Source organism: Nesterenkonia rhizosphaerae, from assembly GCF_039544555.1.
In the GTDB taxonomy this organism is placed as follows: Bacteria; Actinomycetota; Actinomycetes; order Actinomycetales; family Micrococcaceae; genus Nesterenkonia; species Nesterenkonia rhizosphaerae.
In genome coordinates, this window is the sequence record NZ_BAABLW010000005.1 from 149,340 (window position 1) to 173,637 (window position 24,298).

The following is a 24,298-nucleotide window of genomic DNA, read 5'->3' on the forward strand; positions in this document are numbered from 1 at the left end:
CACCAGTGAATGATCTGCCGTCCACGCCCCGGGCGGCGCCTTCGGCCACTCGTGCCGAAGAGGAGAATAGGCAGCTGGCTTTCCTCGAGTCCTATGACGCGCATTCGCCGATCTCCGCAGCCCTGCAGGAAAGCGGGGTTTACGCCACCAGTATTCACCTTGAATCTGTCCAGCACCGGCCAGGCGCTGGGGTCACCGGTATTTTCCGCGTGTCCACCGCGCGGCCAGTCCTAGCCGCAGGTCACTCCGGTGTGTATACCGAGACCTCTGATCATGTGGATGACCTTTATGTGGGGATGACCACGGAGAACATCCCCGCTGAGGCTGAGGGGGTGAATATCTCCTACTGCCCCTCCGGTCGACTGGCTATCTGGCAGCATCCGCTGGACCCCGCCTTGCCGGGGTTGCCGCTGGCCACGGACCCGGCAACGGTGGCGCACACCTGGGGCAATGGGCGCAGGCTGACGGCGCTGGAGACCATCAGTTACCGGCCGCTGCGTCGCGCCGTGATCGCCGCTGATTTCTCCGATGGTTCCCGCGTGTATCTCAAAGTGCTGCGCACCGGGCGGGCCAAGGATCTTGATGCCCGGCACCGCATGCTGCTGGAGACCGGTATCCCTGCACCGGTTCCCGTGCGCGAACCAGTCAGTGACGTGGTGGCACTGGAACAGGGTGATGGGGTCTCACTGGCCGAGTATTTCCTTGCCGACGGCGCAGCGACGGTGAATCCGCGAGATTTCTTGAACCTTCTGAACCAGCTGCCAGCAGAAGTGATGACCCTTCCCGCCCGCGATGCCTGGACCGATCGGCTGCCGGCGTATGCCTCAGCGGCGATCTCTGCGCTGCCGGCGGCTGTCGATCGGATTCGCAGGCTGGAGGATCACATCCTCACTGGTTTGCCGCTGACCGACCGCGGACCTGTGGTGCCCACCCACGGGGACTTCTATGAAGCCAATGTGCTCATGAGCGATTCGCGAGTTTCCTGTCTGCTCGACGTCGACTCTTTAGGTCCCGGCCACCGCGTGGATGATCTGGCCTGCTTCCTGGGGCATCTTGCTGTGCTTCCTGCCGTGGACTCCCGCTATATTCACGCTCCTGCCGCATTTGACCGGTTCGCCCGGGTTTTTGCCGCGGAAGTGGATCCGCAGGCGCTGAAGATACGAGCTGCATCGGTGGCGCTGTCTCTGGTGGCAGGTGCCCGTGACGCGCGCCGCAGCGACTGGGAGGCGCAGGCTGAGCACCGGCTGCGCTGCGCAGAGGTCCTCGTCGGGCTCGCTCCCGAGGCAGGAGACCTGCCGAGCTGGCCAGCTGCGCTTTAATCCTCGAAGTCGCGCTGATCGGTGTTTTGCTGAGCGTCTGGCTGATCTCCCAGCGATGCATTGAGATGTTCCAGCTGACGTTGAATCTGCTCGGCAGCGTCGAGCTTGCCAAGATCGCGCAGGGCTTCCAGCTGCCCCTCCAGTGACGTAGCCAGCAGCGCATCAGAAATGTCCCGCTGCTCAGCGGCCAGCCGGAAGAGCGCCTCGGCCTCCTCAGCCTGTGCCATCTGCAGCAGCACTGTGGCAGCGAAGATCTCAGCGTCCGCAGCGGCCTCCTCGTCACCGGATTCGCTGAAGAGATCAGCTGCTTCCAGCGCGGCAGCCACTGCCTCGCGGCCACGTCCCAGGGCGGTGAGGCTGCGTGCGCGGGTATCAGTGATATCAGCACGCTGCCAATCCGTGCCATGCTCATCCACAATCCGCAGCGCCCTGTCCAGGTAGTCCAGTCCGGAGGGTTCATCGTGGCGGCAGAGCAGATGCCCGAGTGAGTGCAGAGCCTGCAGCAGCATCAGCGGGTCAGTGTCACGGCCCTGGTCAGCCAGCTGTAGGCCACGTTCGTAGTGGTTGCGCGCCAGTTCTACCCGGTCCAAGGACGCTGCCAGGGCACCGGCAGCCAGATGAGCACGTGCTGCCTCATCCACCTCGTCGGCGGCAAGGAACTGACCCGCGGCTTCGGCCCAGTGTTCCATCGCCTCAAGCGGGCGCTTCTGCTGGGTCACCGCGTGCCCCAGCCCCATCAGCGCCCTACCCCGAGTGGAATGATCGGCCTCTGAGCTGGCCAGGCGCACTGAGAGCGAATCGAGGACTTTCTCGGCCTCAGCATGTTCTTCCATTTCCAGCAACTGCTGGCCCAGGGCCAAGGTGAGCATCCGGGACTCAGAGAACTCGCCGAGCTCGGCCTGCTGAACAGCCACCCGCCAAGCCAGCACTGCGGTCTCGGGCTGGTTCAGACTTGAGGCGAGTCCAGCCAGCAGCGCAGCCGCTGAGGCCGCTCCCTTGCGCACACCACATGCTGCATAGAGTTCAGTGGAGAGCATGGCATCGGCCAAGGCATCTTCGGGTTGCTCATCCTGGTGCCGGATGGTGGCCCGAAGCATGGCCATCGCCCCGCGCACTGCACGGTTGGCCGGAGATGCCAGTGCAAGCTCGGCGGTGGACAGCGCCTCGCGCGGACGTGAAGCCAACAGCTGAGCGTGGGCAAGGAACATCCGGGCACCGCCCAGGGCGTCCACCCGGCCCAGTTCCGTGAGAATCTGACAGGCTTCTTCGATCAGCGGCAGTGCAGCTTCGGGGCCCTCATCATTGAGCCTGCGCACTGCCAGCGAAGAGAGCACGTCAGCGCGGGCGATGGCGGGGGCGTCGGCGTCGTTGAGCTCTTCGGCAACCCGTGCCAGGATCTCGGCTTCCACCCGATCCGGCTCGCGAAGCAGCATGGGCCCGAGTTCCGCCTCCAGCTGTGCCTGGCGATCTCGGCCCAGCTGACGAAGCAGGTCTACACGCTGCTGCAGGTAGGGGGCAGAAGCCGCCGTATCTCCGCGCATCTCGTGGACACCTGAGAGAACCCGCAGCAGCATCAGTCGGTTCTCCGGGTCGGCGGAGCCCGGGGCCTGAAGACCACGTTCAGCAGCTTCTGCCGCTGCGGTGTAGTGCTCGCCGTAGGCAGCCTCATAGGCCAGGTCCAGCCAGCCGCGCGCGGTCTGGGCCTGCTCACTCCCGGTGCCGCTGTGACGCAGGATCGCCTCCAGGCGCCTGCTCAAGGCTGTGGAGCCGGGAATCTCCAGGTTAAGGTCAGCAGCTTCACCGCTCATCTGTACAAGGGTAGCCCCGCAGGCGGTGAGGACTCACACTCATGGCCCCTTTAGAATTGCCTCCATGACTTCGGCGCCCGGATCCCGCACTGCTTCAGCCCCCGCAGCGACGATCCGCACTACCAAGTTCTGGGCGCCCTTGGCACTGATCGGCTTGGTGCTCTCCGGCTGCTCGGAGCCGCCGCCCCCTGCGGAGGAGCCCACCGGCGTTGACTTGGAGCGAGCCTGGCGTATTGCGGTGGGCGAAGACCCGCTGGATCAGACCCTGGCGCAGATCTACGCGATGGCGCTGAACTCCCGAGAGTCTCCTACGGTTGTGGTCCAGCATGAAGGGCCAGCCGAGGAGCTTGCCGCAGCACTTGCTGCTGAGCCGTTGACGGCGCCCGGGGCAGATGAGGACGAGGCTGGATCTGACGGCGCGGGATCCGAAGAGGACCAGCGCTACGAAATCGTGCTGGCCCGCACGATGCCGCTGGCAGAGTCTCTGGATCCTGAAGGCTACGCAGAGCTGACTGCACCTGATGAGAACCAGAGCATCGGGCCCGCGGCGGCCCCGGATGATCTGACCGAGTTGATCCGGGAGGAACTTGAGTCTGAGGAATATACCGGCGCTGAGCTCTTCGAGCCCACTTCCGCGGTGCTCTCCCAGGCGCTGATCATCACTACCAGCTCAGCTGCCGAGGCGGAGATCTCGGATGAGGCAGAACCCGGTATCCAAGAACTGGGGGAGTTCTGCGAGGAGTTGCGGATCGGGGTGCGTGAAGACCTGCCGAATCCGGTGCCGCTGCTGGAGGAAATGTATGAGTGCGCCCCGGCTGAACTGACGTATGGCAGTGAGGATGACTTGCTGCAGCAGCTGATCACCGCAGAGCTCGACGGCGTCGTCGTCACCTCGTCTCACCCCTGGGTGGGGGATCATGCCCTGGTGGTTCTGTCCGACGAGGGCAGGGCATTCCCCCAGGATCAGTACGCGCCGTTGGTCTCAGCTCGGATCGCCGAAGATGTTCCGGAGGTGGCCCAGGAGATCTCGCAGCGACTCACGGACGAGGCGCTGCTGTCCTTGCGTCGGCTCATCGAGGGCGAACAGGGGCTCAGCCCCGAGGAAGCCGCCGAGTATTGGCTGGTGGAAGAACAGCTGATCGCTGAGCCGGAGGACTGGGGATAATGCTTCTCGAGGAGAACACGCCCCGGTAGGCTTTCGGATTGTTGACAATATAAGGCAGAATCTGTTCATGGAGCAGTTTCAGGATCTGACGCAGCAGTCCGAGTTCAAGCAGGCGCAGAAGCTGCGCAACGTCCGCTACGACGTGCGGGGACCGATCGCGGAGGAAGCAGCCCGCCTGGAGCATGCCGGGCACCGGATCACCAAGCTGAACATCGGCAATATGGCGCCCTTCGGCTTTGAGGCCCCGGATTCAATCCTGGTGGACATGATTAAGAACTTGCCCACCGCGCAGGGCTACTCTGACTCCCAGGGCATCTACTCCGCACGCACCGCCGTCGCGCAGTACTACCAGTCCCGCGGAATGCGCGACGCTGAGGTCGAGGATGTGATCCTGGGCAACGGGGTCTCGGAACTGATCACCATGGTCCTGCAGGCCATGCTCAACCCCGGTGACGAAGTGCTGATCCCGGCCCCTGACTATCCGCTCTGGACTGGAGTCACCACGCTGGCCGGCGGTCGGGCCGTGCACTACATCTGCGATGAGAACAACCGCTGGTGGCCGGATCCAGAAGAAATTGAATCCAAAGTCACCCCGGCCACCAAAGCCCTGGTGCTGATCAACCCGAATAACCCCACCGGCGCGGTCTATCCCCGGGAGATCCTGGAGGCGATGGTGGACATCTGTCGACGCCATAATCTGATCCTGCTCGCTGATGAGATCTACGAGAAGATCACCTACGACGACGCCGAGGCCATCAATGCCTGCACAGTGGTCCGGGACACCGGCGACGACGTCTTCACCATCACCTTCTCCGGGCTGTCCAAGACCTGGCGGGTGGCCGGCTTCCGCTCAGGCTGGATTCTGATCTCGGGCCCCAAGTACCGGGCGAAGAACTACCTGGAAGGGCTGACGCTGATGTCGAATCTGCGGATGTGCCCGAATGTGCCCGCTCAGCATGCCATTCAGACCGCGTTGGGCGGATATCAGTCCATTGACGAGTTTATCTACCCCGGAGGCCGACTCTACGAGCAGCGTAATGCCGCCTATAAGCTGCTCTCCGATATTGAAGGTGTGAAGGTGGAGCAGATGGACGGGGCCATGTACCTGTTTCCCCGCCTGGACCCCAAGATCTACCCCATTGACAATGACGAGGCCTTTGTCATCGAGCTGCTGCGGCAGCAGAAGATTCTGGTCTCTCACGGGCGGGCCTTCAACTGGATCAATGATCAGCATTTCCGTCTGGTGACGCTGCCCGCAGTCGAAGAACTCGAAGAGGCGGTGGCAGGCATCGCTGACTTCCTGGCCGACTATAGGGACGCCTTCGCGCGAGCATGAGCTGCTGTGGTGCATGATAGGTGAATGCAGGAATTCGAGGAGTTCACCCAGTCGCCCAAGCTGCAGAACGTGCGCTATGACGTGCGCGGTCCGATCGCTCAGGAAGCGGCGCGGCTGGAACGAGCGGGCCACCGAATCACCCGGTTGAACATCGGCAATCCCGCACCATTCGGCTTCGAAGCACCGGATTCGATCCTGCAGACCATGATCAAGGAACTGCCCACCGCGCAGGGGTATTCCGACTCCCAGGGCATCTACTCGGCACGCGTCGCCGTCGCCCAGTACTACCAGACGCGTGGCATGACCGAGGCTGACCCGGATGACATCTACTTGGGCAATGGAGTCTCGGAACTGATCTCCATGGTGCTGCAGGCACTGCTGGGCAGCGGGGATGAGGTGCTGATCCCGGCTCCGGATTATCCGCTGTGGACCGGAGCAACCACGCTGGCTGGTGGCAAGGCTGTCCATTACATCTGCGATGAGAACAACCACTGGTGGCCAGATCCAGAAGAGATCGAATCCAAGATCACCGACCGGACCAAAGCACTGGTGCTGATCAACCCCAATAACCCCACCGGTGCGGTCTATCCCCGGGAGATCCTCGAGGCGATGGTGGACATCTGCCGGCGGCATGACCTGATGCTGCTGGCCGATGAGATCTACGAGAACATCACCTACGACGGCGTGGAAGCCATCAACGCCTGCACCGTTGCCCGGGACATGGGCGACGACGTGTTCACCATCACCTTCTCCGGGCTGTCCAAGACCTGGCGGGTGGCAGGCTTCCGCTCCGGGTGGATCTACGTCTCCGGGCCGAAGCATCGGGCGAAGAACTACCTCGAGGGCCTGACCCTGCTGATGAATATGCGCATGTGCGCCAATGTTCCGGCTCAGCACGCCATTCAGGCGGCGCTGGGAGGTCATCAGTCGATCAAGGATCTGATCCTGCCAGCGGGCCGGCTCTATGAACAGCGCAATAAAGCGTTTGAGATGCTCAGCCAGATTGAAGGTGTACAGGTGGAGAACGCCGACGGCGCCCTGTACCTCTTCCCCCGACTGGACCCTGAGATTTATCCGATCACCGACGATGAGACTTTTGTGATCGAGCTGCTGCGGCAGCAGAAGATTCTGGTCTCTCACGGCCGGGCCTTCAACTGGATCGATGATCAGCATTTCCGCCTGGTGACGCTACCGGCGGTGGAGGATCTGGAACATGCCATCGGCGGTATCGCTGCGTTCCTGGCTGATTACCGACATCAGGCTTCCCGGGCGGCATGAAAGCACGGGCCGGTCGCGCTGCGGTCTGGATGATCGGGGTCCTAGCCTTGGTCTCCTGTGGAGCACCGGGGGAGTCGGTCGATCATTCACCGAGCGAATCGGCATCGCCCAGCAGCGCTGCCAGTGCCGACGGTTTCTGGCGCGATGAGGCTCTACCCGAGGCCATTGCCGAGACGGTGCTCCAACTCCCGGCACCTGAGGACAGCTCACAGCTTGCTACTGCCAAGCTAGAAGTTCTTTCCTTAGACAGCGACGGCGAGTATGCGCGCCTTGTGGCAGCCTGGCTTCCTTCGCAACGGGACACTGCACTGGGTTCCATCGTCCTGAGTTCGCATAAGCACCGCTATGAGGCCACTCCCTTCATCAGACTCGCCGACCGTGAGACCGGTGAGCTCATCGAGCCGCTTCGCGGGGAATCAAACGTCTTCGATTACCACGCACCGCCGCAGATCGAGCCGGAGGATGAGCCGGACGCGCCATCGGACGCCGCCGGAGCCGGCGGCCAGGAGACCGCTGTCCCGGGACGCGGCACATGCATCTGCTCCATGCTCTCTGGTGCCGCCGAGGGACAGCCCGACCGCACTGAGCTGATCTTTGTGGACTTCCCGCTGCCCGAGGCGGACGTCGTCGATATTGTCCTTGGAGAGTGGGCCGAGCCTGTCCCAGAGGTGCCCATCACCCAGAACGAGCCTTTTATCCGTCCCGACCCGGCGTCGTCGTGGTTCTTCACCCATACCTCCGGTGAAGACCCTCCGGAGCGGTACGGTGCCGGGGCGCGCTATGCGGTGCGCTATCCATTGGCAGCTCGGACCGAGACGCTCAGCGGAGTGACCACCACCATCGAAGAGCAGACCCAAGAAGTCTCACTGCCGGCAGATGTGCTCTTCGAGTTCGGCTCCGCAGAGCTGAACCCGGAGGCAACCAGCATCATCGAATCGGCTGCTGAGAAGCTCAACGAGGAGGCTGCCGGCTCGAGTGTCACCGTAGAGGGGCACACTGACAACGTGGGATCGGCTGAGCTTAACCAGGAACTCTCTCAGGACCGAGCCGAGGCTGTGTTGGCGGTCATCGAGGACATGGTGGATGACTCCATCACGTTGGAGACCATCGGCTATGGCTTCACCCGGCCACAGGTGCCCAATCTTGATGCTGATGGAGAACCCATCCCGGAGAACCAGGCGCGCAACAGGCGCGTCAGTTTCCGCTATCCGGTGGTTGTCCAGGAAGCAGCGGTGGAGATCGACTTGGGCCAGGCCGGTGTGCAGGACCTACCGGAGGCTGAACCAGCACCGGCGGGACCGGATGCCCTGGCGTCGTTCATCATCGAAGCCCCTCCAGGAGACACTTCCGGGACAGATATTCGCTTCGACGTCCGTGGCGCACAGCGCGAGGGCAACCTGGTGACTATGCGCTTTGGGCTGGCCTCAGCGAAGGGGATCCAACACCGGGGCACGGTGTTCACCGGCAACCCCGAACGGGGCGGCGCCCAGCACTTCGGGGATAACCCGCAAGGCGATGGAAACTCCCCGGGCCTGGCAAATATGAGTCTGATCGATGCAGCCACTGATCGGCGGTATTTTCCGCTGGGCTCGGGGGACATGGGATGTCTGTGCACCGAAGTCGCAGGCACCGTCGAGACGCTGCCGGTGCAGGCCAGCCCCATGTATGCCCAGTTCCATCTGCCGCAGGAGCTCCAGGGGCCGGTGATCGTGCACCTTCCCGATGCGGGACAGTTCCAGCTTCCGCAGGACGTCCTGGACCAGCTGCTCAGTGATTAACGGTGCGGTCCCGACCGTAGGGCCCCTGGGCCCAAAGTTGCAGTTGGGTACAGCTATAGGCCCGAACTCTCAATAATTCTCAGACGTTCAGGTTTACCGTGGTGAGGACACTGGGAAGACGACAGAAGAGAGCCGGAAACCTCATGGACGTGATCCGCAGCTGGGTGTTGTCCATGGTGTTGTTCGCCATCCTGTACTTCCTGATCGATCTGGTGATTACTTCCCCCGCTAGGTATATCTACCTGCTGTGCCCCTTACTCGGGGCAATAGCAGCCAGTGTTTTCCACGCCGAGTATGGCCGCGGGGGATGGATCCGACACCTGACCGCAGTAATCCCGGTGCCGGCACTGCTCACCAGTGCTCTGGTAATTCTGAGCCGGGGACTGCCTGAGAACTCAATGAATCTTGGGCCCTACGGTTATGCCCTTGGCGCAGGTGCGGTGACAGCCGTGGTGGGTCTGGGTGTGGTGATGCTTATTCGGCTGATGATGACGACCAGAGAATCCGCTGATGTCTGAACAGCAGTCCGCACCGCCTGTACAGGCCGAGGCACCAAATCAGGAGCGCTCCTCTGGCCGACTGATGGCCGACGGTCCAGCGGGCCCGCGATTCTGGGTGCCCACGGTGGCCATCTCAGTGGTACTGACAGCAGCGGCCTTAGCGTTGAGCCGCGAATCCTGGCCGGCTACCGCAGCTTTGGGTCTGTTTGCCGCTTCTTCAGGCCTTCTCGGAGCGATCGATATCCGCGAGCACAGGCTGCCTGATGTCATCACCAAGCCGCTGGCGCTGGCCTGTGCGGTCCTATTGACAGCTGCAGCATGGATGACGGGGGACTGGGGGAGGCTGGGCGTGGCTGGAGCCTGCGCAGCCGCCGCTACTGCCGTCTTCTTTATCCTCTTTGTCCTAGGACAAGGGCAGCTGGGCTTCGGAGATGTCAAGCTGATGCTATCCCTAGGACTGGTGCTGGGGTGGCAGGGGCCCACGGTGCTGATCATCAGCATCACCCTAGGGCTGATCCTTGCGCTGGTCTCGGGGGTCGTCATGATCGTGCTGGGTAAACTGGCCGGACTCAGAGCTCATCTGGCGCTGGGTCCTTATCTGCTCATCGGCGCACTGCTCTTGGCGATACTCACTTATTGATGCTTGTACCTCCCGACGATGTTGTCGGCGGGTTGCCGGTTAGGATGCAGAATATGAGGCGCAGATCGTTGCTGGGTGGAGCTCGGCGGCAACAGCAGCTCCAAGAGCAGCTCCAGCAGCAGCAGGAGATCGACCACAAGTGGGCGCAACCGCAGGTCAGCACCGCGCCCGCCGAGACTTCTGAGCCAGCTGAGAAGGCACCTTCTGCGGCGTCTCCAAGTGGCGAGGACTTAGTCGATATCCCGCAGTGGCTGCCTCATATCTCTGAGGAACCCAGGCAAGCGCAGTACCCAGCACTGCCGGTGAGCCTGTCTGATACTCCCTTGCCCAGCCCCAGCCCCAGCGAGCAGCCCGAGCCTGGAGAGCAACCGGCGCAGCGGCGCAGGGACATCAGACGGGCTCGCGCACCGAAGGGGCGCAGCGATCAGAATCCTGAACCCAGAGCTGAGCCGGTCGAGGTATCGCTGGATGAGCAGATGCAGCAGCTGGGCGCTGATCAGCACAAGGCGCGTCAGCTGGCCAGGGCCGGACGTTTCCTGCTGGTGCTGGTGCTGATGATGAGTGTGCTCATCGCGTTCATCGGCAATTGACTCGGCAGGTAGAGCCCGGCCGCAAATGGGGCGCCCCTAAATGCTCTGCCGGTGACGGCGTCGGTTCTCTTCGAAGGCCTCCTGGATCTGCTGCACCATGGGGAGGTTCTCCGCGGAGAGCAACCGAGACGTCTTCCGGCGCTTGGGCGGCACGGCGGCAGTCAGCGCGCCGCTGGTAATGGCAGCTAGCATGAGCGTGATGTCGACGATCAGGGCAAACAGTGCTGCGACTCCGGACTGCTGGAGCACGCCGCCGGAGACCATGCCCATCAGGTTCAAGGGCCCAAAAACCAGAGAGTAGCCGGTCAGCCCGCTGAACAGACAGGTGCGCATGATCATTCCGAGGCTCGCGCCAGCCTGCCACAGCGGCCGGGCCTGCCAGCGTGCGACGCCGGCTCGGGTCAGCACCGCCAGCACAGTGAGCACAATCACGACCACGGATTGACCGGTCAACCACGCTATCGGCGGCCCCAGCACTACCGCCACGGCCAGCAGTGTGGTGCTCAGCACCAGATGAAGCAAGATGCCGCGGCTCAGTGCTGGGACGTGCACTGTGAATGTCATGAGCTGTCCCCTTCCGAGTCGGGTTCGACCTCGCATGTGAGCAGAGGCTCAAATCGGCTTGAGGCGATGCTCAGGTCAGCGGTGCGGGCATCAACTAACCGAGTGCTTGGGCCCTGTACTGGAGCGTCTCTGAGCACTAATCCCTTTGCTGTTTCGCTGAGCAAATCGGGCGTGACGTCTCCAGAGCCGATGATCCGGTGACCGGTCTCCACCAGCACCGCATCGGTTCGGATCCGATCGGCAATGCCGGTATAGAGTTCGCGCCGTTCACCGTTGGAGAGCCGGTCTTCGGCGGTGAGAAGGGGCGCTGCGGCACCGCCGACGCTCTCCATGGCGAAGATCTCCCGGTAGAGCGCCTCGTTTGCCGTTCGGGTCAGATCCAGTGCATAGCTGCGCAGGATGGACGGAGTTTCCGGGCTGGTCTGCGGATTCGGCGCCTCCTCGGGCCGCGCTACAGCAGTGATGTACTCACGTGAGGACCGCAGCTGGTCAAGGGACCAATCTGCCACCGCGGGGCCCTCGAATTTCAGTCGCCGGGGAGCCAAATCAGCCCCGAGTTCTACGGTGTAGCTGAAGAACCCCCACATTCCCAGTTCGTCCATCAGGCCACGTAGCTCCGGGGTGGCGGAACCGTCGGGGATGATCACCGATAGCTTAGTCACTGCCCCCTGGTCGTCGGTATGCACGGCTCCAGCGGACCCCTCACCGGCTGGATCTGTGATGTTTCGGACGGTGCTTTCGGGGGTGATAGCAGCTTGGTGGTCTAGCTGTAAGAGTTGCAGCATCTGTAGGTAGCCGTCGCGGACAGGTTGACCTGTGGGGCCTGCGGCAGCATTGGCCACGTCGCCCAGGGCAGAGGAATGGTCGAGGACCCAACGCTGAGCATTTTCCCAGCGTTGAAAGGTGTACACCTCCGCGACGTCGGGCTCGGTGGTGACCACCACTGATGCGGAGTCGTCCCCGTACTGGACCAAACGAGCAGTTTCTGCAGGCTGCTGTTGGGCGAAAGCAAAGGACGCGCGGGCCACTGCTCGGTCGCGTCCGTGGTACTGACACACCGGAGGAGACTGTGGGAAGGCCCCGCACTCCCCGGTATCGGTGCAGACAGCGAGAGTCAGGCGGTGGGAGACATCTCGGCCGACCACCAGTACGAGAGAAGTCAGCACCACCACGATGATCAACAGTGCGCTGGTCAACGAAGGCAGTTGGCGGGGGAGCTTCATCAGATGGAGAACCTCAGTGTGCTGCCGCGGGTGACACCTAAGCGCTCGAGTTCACCCACGGGCAGCTCCCAGACAGCGATAGCCCCTCGTCGGGGGGCGTGGACACGCCAGGGCTTGAGCACTGCGGTGTCAATCACTGATCCAGAGTTGTCGATATAGGCAACATCCAGGGTCCTTCGCATACCGAATCCGTGCACGGAGTTGCAGGGCCGCAATAAGACGGTGTCCCCTCCGAAGAGCAGCCCGGTAAGACGCCGGAGAAAAGTCCCAGCCTGTGGCACGGCGTATGTCGTGTTCTCATCAACGGCGATGTGAATGGTCTTAGCGCGTGCCGAGAGTTCCTTCAGTTGTGTGGAGTAGCTGGCCATCGGTGGGCGTCCCCTGTTCGGACTGTTCTGATGCTCTGTTTCAGTCTGCCACGGCTGTGCGCGCCCCGGGTAATTGCAGTCCGTACTGTGCGGGCCCCTGGTCTCAACTCGCAGGTTGGGCCCATCACTGGGACCGCATGCCCTAGGTGGGCGGCAGTGGGTTTGGCAAAGTAGTCATCGCAGGGGGCCGGAGAGAACGAAATCCAAGGCTTCGAACCAAAAGAAGCAGCGTAGAGCTGACATGGGAAAGGAATTACCCGAGATGACTAACTACTACCTGAACCTGATGAACCTGATCTCCCAGCGCCGTGAGTCCGGCCAGGGCACCATCGAATACGTCGGCATCGCTGTGGTGATCGGCCTGATGGTTGTGGTCCTGCTTGGTGCTGCCTCGGGTTGGGGCAGTGAGCTCAGCGGTCAGGTGAGCGACCTGATCACCAACATCACCGAGCGTGGCAGCTGGTGACCTCTCACGCAATGGCATAGCGCTTTGTGGGCGGCGTCTCATCCCTGGAATCAGTGGATGAGACGCCGCCTTCGGGCGTAGTAGGCCCCTTCGCGCCATAGTGTAATCTCTGGCGCGGGGGGGCGTCTCTGCAGTAACTGGAGTTCAGAAAGGGAACGGAAGATGACGCGGTTCGCACGAAATTCTGCCTGTTTGGCGGTAGCTGGGGTGCTCGTATTGAGTGCCTGCGCCCCAGAGGGTACAGCCGAGGAAGAGTCAGGAGCAGAAACTGCAGAGTCTTCACCAGAGACCGAGGTGGCACCTGAGCCGGCCGAGGACGATCAATCCTCTGAAACTGCGACGGATCCTTCCGAGGGTACTGACTCTGACGAGGACGACGGGGATGCCGAAGGCCTTGAGGGCGATGACTCGATTGAGGAAGTGCGGCTGGACTTCATTGAAGAGCTTGAGCTCGGCGAACCCGACTCCACTCTGACGTACCCCACCCCGGGTGCGCCCGGTGGCGAGATTACCCTGGACGTCTACCCGGTGGAGGTGCAGGACAAGGTGATGCGGTTAGCCCTGGTGTTTTACCCGGAGTATGACGGTGAGACTCTGGATTACTACGAGCTGCACAATCTCGAGACCAGTGGGCAGGACTGGCGTAACCGGGAATTGGCTCCTCAGCTGATCGACCGACAGCATTACGTCAAATACGAGGTGATCCGCCCTCACCGCAGCCTAGGCCTCGAGGGTCATGTTCAGTGGGCTCGTGAAGTTGAGGGTGCCGAGATGACCTCCGGCGAGCCTTTCGTCTGGTGGGGCTTCCTGCCTGCACCGGAGGATGAGATCGACGTGGTCGATGTGGAAATACCGCAGCTGGATCTGCCCCCCTTCGAGGATGTGGAGGTCATCCGATGACCCGGTCCTTGGTGCGTTCAGGCTTATCCGGTCTCCTGGTCCTGGGGTTCTCGGTTACCGCAGTCTCTACCGCTTCCGCTGTTGAGCAGGGACCGGCTGTGGGGGACAATGAGATCCCCGATCAGTTGAGTGCTGAGTGGGAGTCCAGCCTCTCAGAAGACCTGTTGCGAATGTGGACTACCCATCATGATCCGCAGATGTGGATCACCCACCTCGGGGGCGAAGAATGGGACGCCGAAGAAGGCATCACGTTAGAGACCGATATTCTCTTCAGCCCGAATAAATGGGACCTTCCGGAGAACGCCGGGGAGACGATCGCTGCACTGGTGGAGGAGATTCCAGAGGGCGCTTCGATTGCGGTTCACGGTCATACCGACTCCAACCCGGTGAATCAGGACCTGTTTGACTTCGATAACCAGGAGCTCTCGGAGAACCGCGCCCAGGCGGTAGCAGATGCTCTGGCGAAGGAACGCCCTGATCTGCAGATGACGGTCGAAGGGTTTGGCGAAACCGAGCCGGCTGTGGCAGAAGACCCGGAGGATTCATCCACCTACGCAGCAAACCGTCGGGTGGAGATCCGCCCCGGCGACTGAGCCCGATCTGGGTCCTAGAGCCCATCTGTAGGCCTTACTATGCGGCGGGTATTGAGACTATCGGCCCATAGTGCGGCTTTGCCTTGATGGAATTCTGACGATAAGAGCGCCACCTGACCATAGAAGACAGGAACTGCTGGCCGGCATGCGAACGGACGTTGTGCAGAAAATAGGATCCGTGGAGATTGTTCCACGCGACCTCGATGAGGCTATTACGCTGATCAATCAAGATCAGGGGTCCTGGACAATCCTCATCAGCCCGCATCGCACCCATAACGAGTACCGCCACTTGGTTTACCGGGCCAGGGCCGCCCAGGAAGAAACGCTTGTAGCCTTCCACGTGACGAGACTGTCACCACTGGGTACGGCAGTTCTTGCGGAGATGGGCCAGACTCTGGTCAAGGCGTTGCCGCCGCACCAGATTCTGCCCGCCTTAGCGGCCTTGGAATCGCAGATCCGCTGTCTCACTGTGACTCCGTCAGTGATTGATATGTCCGAGCCGAAGATCCCCTTATTGCTGCATGCGCGCAGTTGGATCCCCGGCGGTACATATATCGCTGAGCGCGGCCACCACGCACGGGCCTTCTCCGCGAGGCGACCAGAGCGCGCTCTGGAGACGTTCGACTCTGCTGATGAGGGATATATCGCGGTGGTGGCGGAGTCTGCGGCCGAAGGCAAGCGCGGCCAGCGCATGCAGCACGTTATGGAGTTGCTCCTGGAGCATCTGGACTCCCCAAACGTGGTGCAGCGCCCGAATCCAGACCCGCAGTGGTGGGGGTCCAAGCATGCGGCGCAGATCGTCCTTGCCCCTAGCAAGCTTGGACGGGCCGCCGGTGAAGCTGCTACCACCGATATCAGCGCTGACGATATGCAGGCTCGGACCCTCTGCGCCGGCGGCGCACTGCCCTCCATTAGCGGAGCGAACCAGGACAAGGAGAATCAGTGAACCCCAAACAGCTGCGCGGCCTGGTGACGCTCATTATCGCCGGAGTCGGCGCCGTCGCCGTTTTCCTCGCGGTGACTTCCTATATCAGCGAGGTTCAGGCGGAGGTAGGGCCCACCACTGAGGTGTACGTCGCTACTGAAGAGATCGGCATCTACCAGCCGATCGGCTTCGAAGCGGTGGAGACCCAAGAGGTCCCCAATAAGTACCTCAACGATCAGATGATCACCTCTCAAGAGCAGCTTGCGGGAATGAAAGCAACCTCCACCATCAGGGAGGGTTCCTACCTGCAGGAGGACATGATCGAGCCGGCGTCGTCTCTGGGTGACGGCGAGCGAGAGATCTCCATTAACTTCACGGGCGACCAGGGTATTCACGGCCGTGTTCAGCCCGGAGACCGAGTGGACGTCATTGCGTCATTCGCCCGTGACCAGGGCGGACCCGGTGCCGGAGATATCTCCTACCGGCGAGCTCAGATTCCCTATAACGTCTCGGGTGTGCTTGTCCAGAACGCGTTGGTGGTCTCAGTGGGCCAGCCGGTGGATGCCGGTGCTGCCGCGGGCGCAGCCGCTGAAGGTGGGGCGGACCCCGGCATGGTGGTGCCGGTGACGTTCGCTGTGTCTGTGGGGCAGGCGACTCAGTTGGCCTACGGGGAGTCCTTCGCCGTCTCCATGCGCATTATTCGTTCTGGAAACAATGAGACCGGCACTGCTTTTGACCTGGAGGATCAGTCCTTCCAGGATCCGGATCTTGGCCCGAACTTCCGGTCAGAGCTGGAGAATGAGGACGGCGAGGAAGACTCCGAGGGGGATGAGGACTGAGATGGCGAAAGCGATTCTGTGCTGCGGTGACGAAAGCCGCGGGTATGAGATCCGGCAGGCCCTGACTGACGCCGGGGCCGAGGTCACACGCCAGTACGGTTCGACCCAGACCCTGCTGACCGCGATGGCACAGTATGGGGATGCCGAGGTGGATCTGTTGGTCGTCGATGAGACGTCCACGCCCATGCCGATGTGGGAACTCTCCGCCGAGATTTCTGGCCGGTACCCCTCGGTGGCGGTGCTCACCGTGGTCACTGAGCCCACCAGCCAGGACTATGCCACAGCCCTTGACTCAGGGTCTCGAGGCGTGATCAGCTATCCGCTCAACTTTGAGAACTTGGCCGCTAGGATCCAGTCAGCAGCAGCCTGGAGCACGTCACTGCGTCTGGCGGTCAACCGGGAACAGAGCGAAGAGCAGCAATTCGGCGGTGGCAAGATGATCGCCGTTGCAAGCTCCAAAGGTGGTGCCGGAGCATCCACTCTGGCCCTGCATCTTGCCCTAGAAGCCGCTCAGTCCTCAGGTCGAAAAGTCGTCCTTCTGGACCTTGATCTGCAAAAGCCTGATCAGTCTATTCTCCTCGACATCCCTAAACAGCGGGATATCACCGACCTTCTGCCGGTCATCGACGAGCTCTCGCCACGGTTCGTCAGAGACGTCCTCTTTGAACATCCCAGCGGTCTCTCGGTGCTCCTGGGTCCTAAAGAAGGGGAGCAGGGGGAGCTCATCACCGAGCAGGCGGCCAAGAAGATCCTTGGCATTCTCCGCTCCCGCTTCGACATTGTGATTGTGGATGTGGGCTCGTATATGGGCGAAGCCAATGCGACAGCGGTAGAGATGGCGGACGAAGTCGCTGTGGTGACCCAGTCTGATGTGCTCAGCCTGCGCGGTGTGCGTCGGCTGGTGGGACTCTGGGAGAGGATCGGCGCCAGACGGTCAGAAGACCTCAAGATTGTGCTGAACTCTGTCCATAAGACCAATGACATCCAGCCGGAGTCTGCTCGGAAGATTGTGGCACTGCCTACCTATAAGACGGTCGTGCCACGAATGACGCGGGCGTTGGAGCAGTCGGTCAATCGACGAGAACCAGCAGCCGCCGGTAATGACTGGAGCCAGAAAGTCCAGGAACTTGGTCGCGAGATGCAGGTAGTTCCTCCCGTGACCCTGGCCAAAGCCAAGGAGACCAAGACCAGAAGAACTCGGAAGAAAGAAGACGGCCAGAGCTCTATAGAGTTTGTCGGCGTCTTCTTGTGCTTCATTGTTCTCGCTGTGCTGGTGCTGCAACTGGTGCTGGTGGGAGTCACCTGGATGTTCGCCTCTCATACTGCATCAGAGGCGGCGCGTGCGGCAGCGGTCGGGCACTCCATTGTTGAGACCGCAGAGGACGTGACGCCACGGGCATGGCAGAACGGCATGCAAATCAACGAGAACAATGGACGTGTCAATGTCAGCATGCGCCCGCCGATGCTTGTGCCCATGACTGATGTCCTGCGACTGTCCATTGACGCATCAGCAGGGGTGGTACGGGAATGATCCCGGAACTGAAGCAGGGCCGGAAGCGGCGGGGCGAGCGCGGAGCCATGACCATCGAATTCGTCGGAACAATTTTCATCGTGCTCATGATGCTGATGATCGCGTGGCAGGCGTTCCTGGGCATGCACGCTCTCACACAGGCCAACAGCGCCGCCCGTGATGCCGCCCGGGCAGTGACCCTTGGCGACGACGGGCGCACTGCGGGCAAGCAGGCCCTGAGCCGGTCTCTGCAATCAGGGTCGGAAGTGACCTGTTCCCAGATTGCGGGCGGCGTGACGTGCCGGGCGCAGGTCAAGATCCCCAGCATCCTTGGTGACCGTTTCAGCAGTATGCCAAGCATCACCCGTAGCGCAACGATGCCGCGGAGCGGAGACTGATCTATGCCCCTGTTACGACGCGTCGAAGCTCATAAGCTGACCCAGGGCGGCCAAGAGGACCAACAGCAGGCCCAGCCTGTTGCGAACCGGACCGCCTCCGGAGGAGGGCGGCCGAGGCGCCAGTCAGCGAGCCAAGGTGTCCAGGAACGGGCGGTCGCGGAGTACCGGCAACTGCTGCTGGAGGAGATCGACCTCAAAGAACTCTCCAAACTGGATCCCACGCAGCAGCGGGTCCGCTTGGAACGGGTGATGAGCCACCTGCTCTCCAGCCGAGGACCGGTGCTCTCGACCAGAGAACGTCAGAGCATCATTCGGCAGGTTGTCGATGAAGCGCTGGGGCTTGGCATTCTGGAGCCCCTGCTCAAGGATGCATCCGTCACCGAAATCATGGTCAATGGGCCCGATGACATCTTTGTCGAACGCGCTGGGCGACTGGAGAAGCTGGACTATGGGTTCTCCAGCCGAGATCAACTGATGCAGACTATTGACCGGATCGTCGCCGGGGTCAACAGAAGGGTTGACGAGTCCTCCCCGATGGTTGACGCCAGGCTGCCCACTGGTGAGCGCGTCAACGTCATTGTTCCGCCGTTGGCGCTTGACGGCGCCGCGATCACCATCCGTCGGTTCCCCACTCCCTTCAGCATGGAGACCCTGGTGGAGAAGGGGAGCTTCGACACCGCGACCGCTGAACTGCTCCGCGCATGTGTTCGGGGTCGCCTCAACGTGGTGGTCTCAGGGGGTACAGGTACCGGTAAAACCACTCTGCTGAACGCTCTTTCAGGCCAGATTCCGGATTACGAGCGCATCGTGACCATCGAGGACTCTGCTGAGCTCCAGCTGCAGCAGCCGCATGTCATCCGACTGGAGTCACGGCCTCCAAACGTAGAAGGCAAAGGGCAAATCAGTATCCGTGATTTGGTGCGGAACTCGCTTCGTATGCGACCTGACCGAATTATCGTCGGTGAGGTGCGCGGCGGTGAGACCCTCGACATGCTTCAGGCGATGAATACCGGCCATGATGGCTCGTTGGTGACGGTGCACGCCAACAGCACTGAGGATGCAGTCTCGCGTTTGGAAACTCTGGCTTCCATGAGCGAGTTGGAAGTCCCTTATGCGGCAATCAGGGACCAGATCAACTCCGCGGTAGACATCATCGTGCAGCTGAATCGAGGTGCGGATGGGTCCCGTCGTGTCGTGGAGGTTTCCACTGTGGCATCTAAACGTCGGGAGGAAGTCCGGCTTCAGCCGCTGATGGTCTTTGAACAGGAGCCGCCGCAGGCCGACCGCTCGGTACGAGGTCGTATTCGGCAGTTTGAGGTACCTGCGGCTCTGGCGGACCGGCTGTGGCTCTCCGGAAATCCGCTACCGCGTCATATTGCTGTGGAATCAGGCGCGGCATGCCGGCAGCCCGGGGTGGAGGTGCCGTGACTCCCGGGCTGATACTGCTGCTCCTGGGGGTAGTGCTCATTCTTGCCTGTGCCGGGATCCTGCTCTTCGCCGGTGGGACACTGGATCAGGCCGCAGTCGTGCGTTCGGAGTCTGGAGGACTGCGAGGCTCTTTTCGCGGGGGAGTTATCCGACCCCTGAATCAGCTCTTCCAGCAGACAGCGCCGGGGGAAGCTTTGGCTCGGCGGCTGGTGGAAGCAAACCTTCGCGCGCTGTACCCACTGGAGTATTTCATTCTTGGGGTTTTGATCGTCGTCGGGACCTTTCTGATTGCTAGCTCCGAGGTGACGTTGGTGTGGGCGCTGCTCATCACAGGCGGTGTGATGGTCATCCTGCTCAATGCGTTGAGCGCACTCCGAGAAAGGCAGTACCGGCTTTTTCTTGCTCAGCTTCCTGAGCTATCGCGCATTCTGGCGAACTCCACTAGCGCCGGACTGTCGATTCGTTCAGCCCTGGAAATTGCCGCCGGCGAGATGTCCAATCCCGCCGGCCGGGAACTGGCGATCCTCAATGACGAGTTGCGCATTGGAACCCCCTTGGATGTGGCACTGGAGCGTTTGGAGGCGCGCATCCCCGGTAAGGACTTGGCTGTTCTCATCGGAACCCTGGTCATCTCGCAACGTTCAGGCGGCTCTCTGATTACCGCCTTGCGGGGTATGGCGCAAGCTCTTGAGGACCGTAAGGAGACCACCCGCGAGGTGCGAACTCTGATGACCCAAGCCAGCTTCACCGGATACATGGTCGTGATCTTCGGCGTGGGATTGGTGTTGATGTTCAACTGGATCAACCCGGGTCTGCTCTATGAACTCACCAGCACGCTCATCGGGCAAATCGCTTTGATCATCACCGGAGCGACTTATGTCCTCGGGATCATCATCATCCGCCGGATTACCAAGGTGAAGATCTGATGGTCGCACTGAGTGCCGGCATCGCCGCAGCGTTACTGTTCGTCGTCTTTTTCCGCGGTTATACCCAGCTGCGCGCGGATCCGCTGGGTCACCTCTCTGAAGCTGACCGTGATCTAATCAAAGCGCCGGTCAAGAAGCGCCAGCGCGCTTCCTTGCTGACGAAGTTCGGGCAGTGGCTCGGGCCATCGATCAGCGGACTGATGGGACGCAGCTACTACGACTTCATTTCACGCAGAGTGATGTATGCCCGATCCGACCAGTTCGCTGATGCTTCTGACTTCTTTGCCATGAAGGCTCGGCTGCTGCTGATCTTCGGGGTAGGGGCGCTGGCAGTGGGATCCATCGCTGATAACTACCTGGCGGCATTCCTCATCGCGGTGATCGGGTTCTTCTTGCCGGATCTGGTGTTGCGTGCGGCAGGTCAGCGGCGGCAGGCGATGATCGAAGAGGGACTGCCCGATTTTCTCGACGTACTGAGTGTGACCGTTTCGGCCGGACTGTCATTCAGAGGCGCGCTGGACCGTGTCATTGAGCGGACTGAAGGACCTTTGGCGGAGGAGATGGAGACAACCCTGCAGCAGATGGATGTCGGCACCTCCAGGTATGACGCCTTCCATGCGCTCAAGGAACGGACTGACTCGCAAGCGATGGAGGCCTTTGTCACCTCGCTGATGCAGGCCGAGGATCTGGGATCCCCGCTAGTGGAATCCCTGGAGCAGATCTCCACGGATGTCCGCCAGTCAAGGGCGCAGAAGGCCAGGCAAGTAGCGGCGAAGGCATCCCCTAAGATCGCCAGTGTGGTGACGCTGATTATGGTGCCGGGCACGCTGGTGCTCATGCTTGCGTCGATGTTCCTGGTGGCCGATTTTGATTTTGATCTGCTGTTCGGGGACGGCGGCTTCTGATGCTGAAGCGAAAGACATCTTCCCGTGACCTCAAGCCCGGAGGCGTGTTGGCCAAATGCGCCAAGATTGCGCTCCTGGCACGCGTGCTATGCATCTATCCGGTGGTGGTCGGGTGGTCAGACCTCGGGAGCATTTCGGAGCTGCTGCTGGTGATCGTGGCCGTGGCAGGTTCGACAGGGCTCCTGCTCTCCTGGGATCGGCTCTCAGGTTTCGTCCGCAGACATCCCAGCGTGGTCGCCATCGATATTTTGGTGGCTCTGATGATCTTCGGCAGTACCAGTGCCCCGCACGTCTATATGGGCTATCTGGGCTCGACTGCAGTGCTGATCGGACTTTTCTTTCCTACCGTGGGACAGATTGCGCTCACGCTGCTGCTCAGCTGTGGATACCTCAGCGTGGCGATGGCCTATTCCTTCCAGGAAAGCTCCTTGGCGCCTACCCCGGCGGCAGCCGCGGCATCGCTGGTGCTATTTGCCTGCCTGACCTACGTGGGCCGCGTGATGCAGAGGCTTCAAGCTCAAGTGGATCTCAGCCTGCAGGCGGCGAAGAAATCAGCTGCTGAGGCCGCGCAAGGCGATGAGCGGGCCCGAGTAGCTCGTGAACTTCATGACTCGCTGGTCAAGAGCCTGGAGGGCATCTCCCTGCAGGCAGTGGCGATGAAGATGCGCGGTGAGGCCCCTGACAGCGCCGCTGCAATCAGCGCCGCGGCCAAACAGGCAGTCCAGGAGTCCCGAGAACTTCTCACCGATCTCAGGGAGGCTGCGGTGCCCCCGCTGTGCTCGGCCCTTGAACGGACCGTCGAGGAGCTGCAGGCCTTGTACCCGGTGTGCATCACCTTGGAGGTAGAGAAACTCCCGGACCTGCCGGTACACATCAGGCACGCCACCCACAAGATCGTGGAGGAAGCGCTCTCCAACGCCGCTCAGCACTCCGGTTCAGGAGCTGTCACGTGCAGGATCAGCAGAGTAGGAGGAAAGCTCCATGCCGAGGTCCAGGACTATGGTTCAGGGCTACCTCGGCACGCGCAGCGCCAGAACGGACACTTTGGCTTAATCGGGATGAGGGAGCGCGCCGAGGAGGCCGGCGGTAGATTGACTATTAGTTCAAAAGAGGGGCGAGGAACCACCGTGGTCTTCAGCGTTCCCCTTGGTCTCGAAGGAGAGATGAATGGCAGATCTGCGCGTAGTCATAGCTGATGACAACAGCGTCGTCAGAAGCGGCCTGCAGCAAGTGCTTGGTGCTGTCGGTGACATCGAGCTTGTCGGGGTGGCAGCCAATGGCCAGGAGGCGATTGACCTCGTGGAGGAGCTCAAGCCCGACGTCGTGCTCCTGGATGTCCGGATGCCAGTGATGAGTGGAGTGGAGGCCGCACGGCATATTTCCCCGCATGCCGCCGTGGTGATGCTGACCCACAGCGAAGAGCACGAGACTATCGCCAGTGCCGTGCAAAACGGGGCCCGCGGATACGTGGTCTACAGCGAACTCGACGTCGAGTATCTCTCCGGGGCGCTGAAGTCAGTGGCTGCCGGGGCCACGCTCATGTCGCCCACCGCTATGACTGCGATGATGTCTCACTCCCCAGCTGCAGTGACATCCGTCGCCGAGCACGATCATGTGGTGGAGACGCAACCAGTGCGCGGAAACTCACCCTTCGGACTCAGCGGAAGGGAAGCTCAGATCATGGAGCTCATTGCTGATGGCCTGCCGAATAAGGAAATCGCCCAGCAGCTTTTCCTCAGCGAGAAGACCGTGAAGAACCACACGAACCGAATTTTCTCCAAGATGGGCGTGGGCTCGCGCGCTGAGGCCGTGAGCGTCTGGTTCCGCAGCCAGTTGGATATGTAACGTTTATGAACTTCGGTTCTGAACTGGGCCCAGAGGCGGGTCTATCGGCCCATTTCTCCGGCCGCCGCCTCAATTAGTATGAACGGGGTTGTCGCCCCGGGGGTGACAAGCGCAGGGTTGTCGAGGCACGGGAACGGAGGTCACAGATGCGCTCAACGCGGAGAAACCGCGAAGCGGGCCAGATGTCGATTCTGATGACGCTACTGGCCCTTGCTGTGATCTTTGTAGGAATTACCCTGATGGTGATCGGTCAGGCTTCTGATGCTCGCGGCAAAGCGCAGAAGGCCGCAGATGCGGCAGCCTTGGCGGCTGCGGAACAAGCCAAAACCAGCTGGGTGAGCACCTGGCTGACTAGTCTTAGCCCCTACCGCCCTAGCCGCACAGACTCAGGCCACCTGCCGCCGGACCCCCATGGTTACGGTCTTCCCGCTGCGTGGACAGGTTCAGGGGCTGCCACGAACTATGCCGGATTGAACAGCAATTCCACGCTGACAAGCTATGTTCCGCAACGTGCCGGGTGGCGGACTATCCACATCGAGGTGGAGACACTGTCGGAAGACCTTGAACCGGTGGGAACCGGGGATCGCTGGCTGGGAGTGCCCCGCAGCACGGCGAACGCCACAGCCGAAATCCGGGTGCGACCCGGCGTCCAGTGCTTGCCGGAAGCTGACTGGGAAACAGGCCTGGGCTCGCCAACCCTGGTTTCTTGGAGCCTGCACTGTACAGGCCACGGATACGGTGTCATCGAAGCGACATACCGGGCAAGCACTGGCTTCAGCGCGGAATACGACGCATCGACCTTCGGCAGGCTTTTTGAAGTCCGGTTGGTGGGCTGATTGCCGGTAGGGCACCGGCTGACCTTGGGTCCCGATTTGGGCCCTGCGATTGACGTTTTGGGCCTTGAGTCGGGTTCGGTGCCTCATGCCCTCAACGATGGCCTTTCCTAGATTGGACTACGAGAGAGACATCCCAGCCCGGATGGGCTGAGCAACCT

25 protein-coding genes are annotated in these 24,298 nt (G+C 61.6%); 21 read left to right on the forward strand and 4 right to left on the reverse strand.

Annotation, left to right across the window (positions count from 1 at the left end; all coding sequences use genetic code 11):
- Positions 1-5: 5 nt before the first annotated feature.
- A complete protein-coding gene (locus ABEA23_RS04980; protein WP_345476968.1) occupies positions 6-1,319 on the forward strand; it encodes a phosphotransferase in 1,314 nt (437 codons plus the stop codon).
- Here the strand turns inward: ABEA23_RS04980 and ABEA23_RS04985 are convergent.
- Positions 1,316-3,127 carry a tetratricopeptide repeat protein gene (locus ABEA23_RS04985; protein ID WP_345476969.1) on the reverse strand — a complete coding sequence of 604 codons (1,812 nt, stop codon included), beginning with the start codon at positions 3,125-3,127 and terminating at the stop codon, positions 1,316-1,318. The genes ABEA23_RS04980 and ABEA23_RS04985 overlap by 4 nt on opposite strands.
- A 64-nt stretch (positions 3,128-3,191) precedes the next feature.
- Between ABEA23_RS04985 and ABEA23_RS04990 the strand changes: the two genes are divergently transcribed.
- From ABEA23_RS04990 to ABEA23_RS05020, 7 genes are all read left to right on the forward strand, one after another.
- Positions 3,192-4,292: a glycine betaine ABC transporter substrate-binding protein gene (locus tag ABEA23_RS04990; RefSeq protein ID WP_345476970.1), complete on the forward strand. Its 1,101-nt coding sequence runs from the start codon at positions 3,192-3,194 to the stop codon at positions 4,290-4,292.
- Positions 4,293-4,359: 67 nt separating this feature from the next.
- On the forward strand, positions 4,360-5,628 hold the full coding sequence (locus ABEA23_RS04995; protein WP_345476971.1) for a pyridoxal phosphate-dependent aminotransferase: 1,269 nt from the start codon (positions 4,360-4,362) through the stop codon (positions 5,626-5,628).
- Between the two features lie 24 nt (positions 5,629-5,652).
- Positions 5,653-6,906: a pyridoxal phosphate-dependent aminotransferase gene (locus ABEA23_RS05000; protein ID WP_345476972.1), complete on the forward strand. Its 1,254-nt coding sequence runs from the start codon at positions 5,653-5,655 to the stop codon at positions 6,904-6,906.
- The gene (locus tag ABEA23_RS05005; RefSeq protein ID WP_345476973.1) at positions 6,903-8,684 is read left to right on the forward strand and encodes an OmpA family protein; all 1,782 of its coding nucleotides are present in this window, start codon (positions 6,903-6,905) and stop codon (positions 8,682-8,684) included. Before ABEA23_RS05000 ends, ABEA23_RS05005 begins: the two co-directional genes overlap by 4 nt.
- Before the next feature lie 143 nt (positions 8,685-8,827).
- A complete protein-coding gene (locus ABEA23_RS05010) occupies positions 8,828-9,202 on the forward strand; it encodes a hypothetical protein (RefSeq protein ID WP_345476974.1) in 375 nt (124 codons plus the stop codon).
- Positions 9,195-9,824, forward strand: coding sequence for a prepilin peptidase (locus tag ABEA23_RS05015; protein WP_345476975.1), 630 nt, complete (start codon positions 9,195-9,197; stop codon positions 9,822-9,824). Before ABEA23_RS05010 ends, ABEA23_RS05015 begins: the two co-directional genes overlap by 8 nt.
- Before the next feature lie 53 nt (positions 9,825-9,877).
- Entirely contained in the window at positions 9,878-10,414 is a 537-nt protein-coding gene (locus tag ABEA23_RS05020; protein WP_345476976.1) for a flagellar biosynthesis protein FlhF, read from the forward strand.
- 36 nt (positions 10,415-10,450) lie between these two features.
- On the opposite strand, the gene ABEA23_RS05025 is transcribed toward ABEA23_RS05020, so the two are convergent.
- Genes ABEA23_RS05025 through ABEA23_RS05035 form a run of 3 tightly spaced genes read right to left on the reverse strand, consistent with a single transcriptional unit; the run spans position 10,451 to position 12,569 of the window.
- The gene (locus tag ABEA23_RS05025) at positions 10,451-10,978 is read right to left on the reverse strand and encodes a hypothetical protein (protein WP_345476977.1); all 528 of its coding nucleotides are present in this window, start codon (positions 10,976-10,978) and stop codon (positions 10,451-10,453) included.
- Positions 10,975-12,201 (reverse strand): hypothetical protein, encoded by a 1,227-nt coding sequence (locus ABEA23_RS05030; RefSeq protein WP_345476978.1) that lies wholly within the window; start codon positions 12,199-12,201, stop codon positions 10,975-10,977. Before ABEA23_RS05030 ends, ABEA23_RS05025 begins: the two co-directional genes overlap by 4 nt.
- On the reverse strand, positions 12,201-12,569 hold the full coding sequence (locus tag ABEA23_RS05035; protein WP_345476979.1) for a DUF192 domain-containing protein: 369 nt from the start codon (positions 12,567-12,569) through the stop codon (positions 12,201-12,203). The genes ABEA23_RS05030 and ABEA23_RS05035 overlap by 1 nt, the downstream gene beginning before the upstream one ends.
- Positions 12,570-12,831: 262 nt before the next feature.
- Here ABEA23_RS05035 and ABEA23_RS05040 point away from each other — a divergent pair, with 262 nt between their 5' ends.
- The 13 genes from ABEA23_RS05040 to ABEA23_RS05100 all read left to right on the forward strand — a co-directional run bounded on the left by ABEA23_RS05040 (position 12,832) and on the right by ABEA23_RS05100 (position 24,140).
- Positions 12,832-13,035 (forward strand): Flp family type IVb pilin, encoded by a 204-nt coding sequence (locus tag ABEA23_RS05040; RefSeq protein ID WP_044496241.1) that lies wholly within the window; start codon positions 12,832-12,834, stop codon positions 13,033-13,035.
- Between the two features lie 162 nt (positions 13,036-13,197).
- Positions 13,198-13,935, forward strand: coding sequence for an HAD family hydrolase (locus ABEA23_RS05045; protein WP_345476980.1), 738 nt, complete (start codon positions 13,198-13,200; stop codon positions 13,933-13,935).
- On the forward strand, positions 13,932-14,528 hold the full coding sequence (locus ABEA23_RS05050) for an OmpA family protein (protein ID WP_049897866.1): 597 nt from the start codon (positions 13,932-13,934) through the stop codon (positions 14,526-14,528). Before ABEA23_RS05045 ends, ABEA23_RS05050 begins: the two co-directional genes overlap by 4 nt.
- Positions 14,529-14,706: 178 nt before the next feature.
- Positions 14,707-15,474, forward strand: coding sequence for a hypothetical protein (locus ABEA23_RS05055; RefSeq protein ID WP_345476981.1), 768 nt, complete (start codon positions 14,707-14,709; stop codon positions 15,472-15,474).
- Positions 15,471-16,292, forward strand: coding sequence for a Flp pilus assembly protein CpaB (gene cpaB / locus ABEA23_RS05060; protein ID WP_345476982.1), 822 nt, complete (start codon positions 15,471-15,473; stop codon positions 16,290-16,292). The genes ABEA23_RS05055 and cpaB overlap by 4 nt, the downstream gene beginning before the upstream one ends.
- A 1-nt stretch (position 16,293) precedes the next feature.
- Complete coding sequence (locus ABEA23_RS05065; protein ID WP_345476983.1) at positions 16,294-17,823, forward strand: CpaE/TadZ family protein; 1,530 nt, start codon at positions 16,294-16,296, stop codon at positions 17,821-17,823.
- Complete coding sequence (locus tag ABEA23_RS05070) at positions 17,820-18,200, forward strand: TadE/TadG family type IV pilus assembly protein (protein WP_044496245.1); 381 nt, start codon at positions 17,820-17,822, stop codon at positions 18,198-18,200. Before ABEA23_RS05065 ends, ABEA23_RS05070 begins: the two co-directional genes overlap by 4 nt.
- A gap of 3 nt (positions 18,201-18,203) precedes the next feature.
- On the forward strand, positions 18,204-19,628 hold the full coding sequence (locus tag ABEA23_RS05075) for a TadA family conjugal transfer-associated ATPase (RefSeq protein ID WP_081652773.1): 1,425 nt from the start codon (positions 18,204-18,206) through the stop codon (positions 19,626-19,628).
- A complete protein-coding gene (locus tag ABEA23_RS05080; RefSeq protein ID WP_345476984.1) occupies positions 19,598-20,554 on the forward strand; it encodes a type II secretion system F family protein in 957 nt (318 codons plus the stop codon). Before ABEA23_RS05075 ends, ABEA23_RS05080 begins: the two co-directional genes overlap by 31 nt.
- Complete coding sequence (locus ABEA23_RS05085) at positions 20,554-21,459, forward strand: type II secretion system F family protein (RefSeq protein ID WP_345476985.1); 906 nt, start codon at positions 20,554-20,556, stop codon at positions 21,457-21,459. The genes ABEA23_RS05080 and ABEA23_RS05085 overlap by 1 nt, the downstream gene beginning before the upstream one ends.
- Positions 21,459-22,655 carry a sensor histidine kinase gene (locus ABEA23_RS05090; RefSeq protein WP_345476986.1) on the forward strand — a complete coding sequence of 399 codons (1,197 nt, stop codon included), beginning with the start codon at positions 21,459-21,461 and terminating at the stop codon, positions 22,653-22,655. The genes ABEA23_RS05085 and ABEA23_RS05090 overlap by 1 nt, the downstream gene beginning before the upstream one ends.
- Positions 22,627-23,304: a LuxR C-terminal-related transcriptional regulator gene (locus tag ABEA23_RS05095; RefSeq protein ID WP_345476987.1), complete on the forward strand. Its 678-nt coding sequence runs from the start codon at positions 22,627-22,629 to the stop codon at positions 23,302-23,304. Before ABEA23_RS05090 ends, ABEA23_RS05095 begins: the two co-directional genes overlap by 29 nt.
- A gap of 182 nt (positions 23,305-23,486) precedes the next feature.
- On the forward strand, positions 23,487-24,140 hold the full coding sequence (locus ABEA23_RS05100) for a pilus assembly protein TadG-related protein (RefSeq protein ID WP_345476988.1): 654 nt from the start codon (positions 23,487-23,489) through the stop codon (positions 24,138-24,140).
- The last annotated feature ends 158 nt before the right edge of the window (positions 24,141-24,298 follow it).